The sequence below is a fragment of the Longimicrobium sp. genome (assembly GCF_035474595.1).
In the GTDB taxonomy this organism is placed as follows: Bacteria; Gemmatimonadota; Gemmatimonadetes; order Longimicrobiales; family Longimicrobiaceae; genus Longimicrobium.
In genome coordinates, this window is the sequence record NZ_DATIND010000041.1 from 1 (window position 1) to 6,047 (window position 6,047).

General features: G+C 74.4%; 1 protein-coding gene. It reads right to left on the bottom strand.

What is annotated here, in order from left to right:
* A partial coding sequence (locus VLK66_RS06780; protein ID WP_325308623.1) for a non-ribosomal peptide synthetase occupies positions 1-6,001 on the bottom strand: 6,001 nt, incomplete at its 3' end.
* Positions 6,002-6,047: the final 46 nt, after the last annotated feature.

Here is a 6,047-nt window from a genome sequence, read left to right on the forward strand (position 1 = left end):
TCTCGCGCCGCGTCCGGTTGGCGATGGGCGTGCCGACGACCACGTCCTCCTGCCCCGACCAGCGCGCCAGCAGCAGGTCCAGCGCGGCGAGCAGCACCATGTACAGCGTGGCCCCCTCGCGCCTGGCCAGCGCCCGCACCCTCTCGGCCGTCTCGGGCGGGAGTACGCGGAACACATGTCCGGCGCGGGGACCCGGCATCGCCGGCCGGGCGCGGTCCGTCGGGAGCTCCAGCACGGGCGGCGCCCCCTCCAGGCGCTCGCGCCACCAGGCGATCTCCCGCTCCAGGACCTCGCCGCTGAGCCAGGCGCGCTGCCACATCGCGAAGTCGGCGTACTGCACCGGCAGCTCCGGCAGCGGCGACGCCTCGCCGCGCGCGAACGCCTCGTAGAGCGTGGCCAGCTCGCCGGAAAGCACCCCCATGCTCCAGCCGTCGCTGACGACGTGGTGCATGGCCAGCACCAGCACGTGATCGTCCGCGCCCAGGCGCAGCAGCCGCGTACGGAAGAGCGGCCCCGCGATCAGGTCGAAGGGGCGCTGCGCCTCTTCCCGGGCGAGCCGGAGGGCCTCGGCTTCGCGCTCCTCCTCGGCGAGGCCGGACAGGTCGGTCACCTCCAGCCATGCCGCGCCGGCGGGGTGCACCACCTGGAAGGGCTCTCCCCCGGTCTCGCCGAAGGTGGTGCGCAGCGCCTCGTGTCGGCGCACCACCTCGCCCAGCGCGCGCTCCAGCACGCGCGCGTCCAGCGGTCCGCGGATCCGCAGCGCGGAGGGCATGTGGTAGGCGATGCTCCCCGGCTCCAGCTGCTCGATGAACCACAGCCGCTGCTGCGCGAACGACAGCGGCAGCGGCAAGCCGTCGCGCGGTGCCGGCACCAGCGGCGGGGCTCCGGCGCCGCCACGCGTCTCCGCCCGCACCACCTCCACGCGGCGCGCCAGCTCGGCCAGCGCCGGCGCCTCGAACACCGCCCGCAGCGGGACCTCCACCCCGAGCACCCCGGCGATCCGCGACGCCACGCGCGTGGCGAGCAGCGAGTGCCCTCCCAGGTCGAAGAAGTGGTCCCACCGCCCCACGCGCTCGATCCGCAGCACCTCTGCCCAGATCCCCGCCAGTGCCGACTCCACCTCCCCCACCGGCGCCTCGTAGGCCTGCCTCGCGTATGCCTCGCCCTCCGGCGCGGGCAGCGCCCGCTGGTCCACCTTGCCGTGCGGGGTCAGCGGAAGCTCCTCCAGCCGCACGTACGCCGCCGGCACCATGTGCCCCGGAAGAAGCTCCGCAAGGTGCGCCCGCATCGCCTCCGGCTCCACGCCCTCCGCGGCCACGTAGTACGCCACCAGCCGCTTCTCCCCATCCGCCTCCGCACGGACGACGACCGCCGCCTCACGGACGCCGGGGTGCCCGGCCAGCCGCGCCTCGATCTCGCCCGGCTCCACGCGGAAGCCGCGGATCTTGACCTGGAAGTCCGTCCGCCCCACGAACTCCAGCCCGCCCTCCGCACGCAGCCGCGCCCGGTCGCCCGAGCGGTACAAGCGCGCGCCCGGCTCGCCGAACGGGTCGGGGATGAACCGCTCCGCCGTCAGCCCGGGCCGCGCCAGGTACCCCCGCGCGACTGCCGGCCCGCCTATGCACAGCTCGCCCACCGCGCCCTCCGGCACCAGCTCCCCCCGGCCGTCCAGCAGGTAGACGCGCCGGTCGCCGACAGGCGTGCCGAGCGGGACGGAGGGCGCGTCGAAGTCCGCGGGGACGGGGTAGCAGGTGGCGAAGACCGTGGTCTCGCTGGGACCGTAGCCGTTGACCAGCCGCAGCCGGGGGTACAGCTCCAGCGCGCGGCGCACGTGCGGCACGCTCACCGCCTCGCCTCCGGTCATCACCTGCGCGACCCCTTCCAGGATCTCCGGCGCGGTGTCGACGATCAGGTTGAAGTACGCCGCCGTCAGCCACAGCGTGTTCACGCCGTGCCTGCGCACCTGCTCGCCGAGCAGCCCCGGCTCCGACGTCTGCCCCGGGTACAGGACGCACGTGCCGCCGGAGAGGATCGCCGGCCACAGCTCCAGCGTCAGCGCGTCCCACGAGACCGACGAGTGCTGCAGGACCACGGCGCCCTCGCCGAAGCGCGCGTACTCCGCGCCCTGGAAGAAGCCGGGGATGGCGCGGTGCGGCACCTCGGTCCCCTTGGGCAGGCCCGTGGAGCCCGAGGTGTAGATGACGTAGGCGAGGTTTTCGGGAGACGCGGCACGAGGTTCCGCGGTCCGTACGTCGTCACCCGCGTCGCTGTCGAGGAGCAGGACCTCCCCCGCGAACCCGGGGAGGCGGTCCCGCAGCCGCTCCTGCGCCAGCAGCAGCGTCGCGCCAGCATCGGCGAGGATATACGACAGCCGCTCGGCCGGGTACTGCGGGTCCAGCGGCACGTAGGCGCCGCCCGCCTTGAGGATGCCCAGGATGCCGACGACCATCTCCACCCCGCGCTCCACGCAGATCCCCACCCGCACCTCCGGCCCCGCGCCGAGCGCGGCCAGGCGCCGGGCGAGCGCGTCGGAGCGGCGGTCGAGCTCGGCGTAGGTCAGCGTCTCGTCCGCGTAGACCAGGGCCACTGCCTCCGGTGTGCGCCCGGCCTGCTCCGCGAACAGCTCGTGGATGCACTTGCGCGGGAACTCGGCGGTCGTGGGGTTCCAGTCCCGGAGCAGCCGATGCCGCTCCGCATCCGCCATCAGCGGGATGTCCAGGACGCGCCGGCCTGCATCGGCCGCGGCGGCTTCCAGCAGCAGTGCGTACGCCCCCGCCAGGCGCTCCAGCGTGGACGCGTCCCACAGCTCCTCACGCCAGGTGAACGCGACCTCCAGACCGCCCTCCTGCTCCACCACCATCACGTCCAGGTCGAACTTCGCCGCGCCACCGCCGACCGGGTAGAGCTCCACCTCCAGGCCGCTGAACGGCCGCGCGACGCCGCCGCCGTCGATGAGCGAGAACATCACCTGGAAGAGCGGCGTGTGGCTCAGGGAGCGCTCCACCTGCAGCTCTTCCACCAGGCGCTCGAACGGCACCTCCTGGTGCTGGTACGCCCCCAGCGTCCCCTCCCGCACCCGTCCCAGCAGCGCCTGGAACGACGGGTTGCCGGAGAGATCGGCGCGCAGCGCGAGCGTGTTGACGAAGAAACCGATCAGCCCCTCGGTCTCGCGCCGCGTCCGGTTGGCGATGGGCGTGCCGACGACCACGTCGTCCTGCCCCGACCAGCGCGCCAGCAGCAGGTCCAGCGCGGCGAGCAGCACCATGTACAGCGTGGCCCCCTCGCGCCTGGCCAGCGCCCGCACCCCCTCGGCCGTCTCGGGCGGGAGTGCGCGGTACACGCGACCGGCGCGGCTGTCCAGTGTCGCGGCGCGGGGATGGTCCGTGGGGAGCTCCAGGAGCGGGGGCGCGCCGGCCAGGCGCTCGCGCCACCAGGCGATCTGCCGCTCCAGGACTTCGCCGCTGAGCCAGGCGCGCTGCCAGACGGCGAAGTCGGCGTACTGCACCGGCAGCTCCGGCAGCGGCGATGCCTCGCCGCGCGCGAACGCCTCGTAGAGCGCGCCCAGCTCGCGGTCGAGCACCCCCATGCTCCAGCCGTCGCTGACGACGTGGTGCATGGCCAGCACCAGCACGTGATCGTCCTCCGCCAGGCGCAGCAGGCGGGTGCGCAGCAGCGGCCCGCGGCGCAGGTCGAAGAGGCGCTGCGCCTCTTCCCCGGCGAGCCGGAGAGCCTCGGCCTCGCGCTCCTCCGCGGCCAGGCTGGACAGGTCGGTCACCTCCAGGCGCGCCGTGCCGGTGGGGTGCACCACCTGGAAGGGCACTCCCTCGCTCTCGCCGAACGTGGTGCGCAGCGCCTCGTGCCGGCACACCACCTCGCCCAGCGCGCGCTCCAGCACGCGCGCGTCCAGCGGTCCGCGCAGTCGCAGCGCGGAGGGCATGTGATAGGCGGTGCTCCCCGGCTCCAGCTGCTCGATGAACCACAGTCGCTGCTGCGCGAAAGACAGAGGCAGCGGCGAGCCGTCCCGCGGCACCGGCACCAGCGGCGGGGCTGCGGCATCCGCAGCCGCCTCCGCCATGAGCGCCTCCACGCGGCCCGCCAGCTCCGCCAGCGTCGGCGCCTCGAACACCGCTCGCAGCGGCAGCTCGGTCCGGAACGCCTCCCGCACCCGCGAGACCAGCTGCGTCGCGAGCAGCGAGTGGCCGCCCAGGTCGAAGAAGTTGTCCTCCCCGCCGACCCGCTCCATCCCCAGCACCTGCGCCCAGATGCCCGCCATCCGCTCCTCGGCGGGGGTGCGCGGCGCAACGTACGTTTCCCCGCGCGAGCCGGGCGTGTCGGGCGCGGGCAGCGCCGCGCGGTCCACCTTGCCGTTGGGGGTAACCGGCAGCGCCTCCAGCACCACGAAGGCGTTCGGCACCATGTACTCCGGCAGCCGGGCGCGGGCGGCCTCGCGAAGCGCGGGGACCAGCGCGCGCATGCGGCGACCCCACTGCGGGTCGTTCGCGTACGCCTCCCAGGGCTGCTCCTCGTCCGGGTGTGCCGGGAAGGACGAGACCCCGCCGGCGGGATGGAAGAGCACGTCCAGCGTGCCGGCCGCGCCGGGGCGCACTTCCACGGCACGCCCCATCTCCTCGCCCAGCGCGAACAGCGCCTCGGGAGCGATCCCGCCTGCGTCCGCGGCCGCGAGGGAGCGCACGGCCGCCGCGCTGGCCGCTCCGCCGCCGGCCGATACCAGCTCGTACGCGCGGACGTGCTCCCGCACCCGCGCGTCGGGCACGCCGCGGACGAGCAGCGCCGGCGCGCTCCCTTCGATCCGCGCGCGCAGCCCGACGGTGTCCTCGCCATCCCACGGGTGGACGACGGGCTCCACCATCCCGGCGGGCTCCACGTCCAGGTGGAGGACGACGTCGTAGCGGAAGCGCGAGACCTCGTTGTCGTACTCGCCCCGCTTCACCTGCACTTCCACGCGGCCCAGGCGGGGCATCCGCGCCCGGAGAGCCTCGAACAGCGCCGGATCCACCAGCAGCTCCTGCTCCTCCGCCATCCCCCGCCGCACCCGCGCCTGCAGCTGCTCGATCGGCAGCCCCTCCGGCGCGCGGGCGAGTTCCACCGAGGCGTGGAACGCACCCGCCAGCGGCAGGCTGCGCACGTCGCCCACGAAGATCCGCCCACCCGGCCGCAGCGCCGCCGCAGCGCCTTCGAGGACGCGCAGCAGGTAGTCAACGTCCGGGAAGTACTGGGCGACGGAGTTGATGACGACGGTGTCGAAGCCCGCCCCCGCGTAGTCGTCCAGCCGGTCGCCCTCCCGCTCGGCGAGCGTGACCTGCGGCAGCCCCGCCAGATGCCGGCGGATGTGCTCCAGCGCCACGCCCGAGAAATCGGTTCCGTGGTACGCCTGCGTGTGCGGCGCCACGCGGAAGAGCAGCAGCCCCGTTCCGCACCCGACCTCCAGCACCCGCTCCGGACGCAGCGCCAGGATGCGGTCCGTTGTGTCCTCGACCCAGGCGCGCATCTCCTCGCGCGGGATCGGCTCGCCCGTGTAGCTGCTGTTCCACCCTTTCAGCGCCAGAGTGGGATCTTCCCCCTCGTCCTGCGCGTAGGTGTCGTCGAACAGCGTTTCCCACTCCGCCACCTGCTCCCTGCCGCCGCCGACGGTCTCGACCACCTCCGCGCCCGGGACGACGTAGGCGACCAGGCGCCTGTCCCCCGGAGCGTCCTCCCTCGCCAGCACGACGGCCTCGCGGACGCCCGGTTGCTCGCGCAGCACGGCCTCAACCTCGCCGGGCTCGATGCGGAAGCCGCGCACCTTGACCTGCTCGTCGGTGCGCCCCAGGAACTCCAGCACGCCGTCCGTGCGCCAGCGGGCGCGGTCGCCGGTACGGTAGGCCCGCTCGCCCTCGATGGAGACAAACTTCTCGGCGTTCAGCTCCGGCCGGCCCAGGTAGCCGCGCGCGACCCCTCCGCCCGAGATCCACACCTCGCCGGGCACCCCGACCGGCGCCATCTCGCCGCGGGGACCACATACGCGCAGACGGACGCCGGGGAGGGGC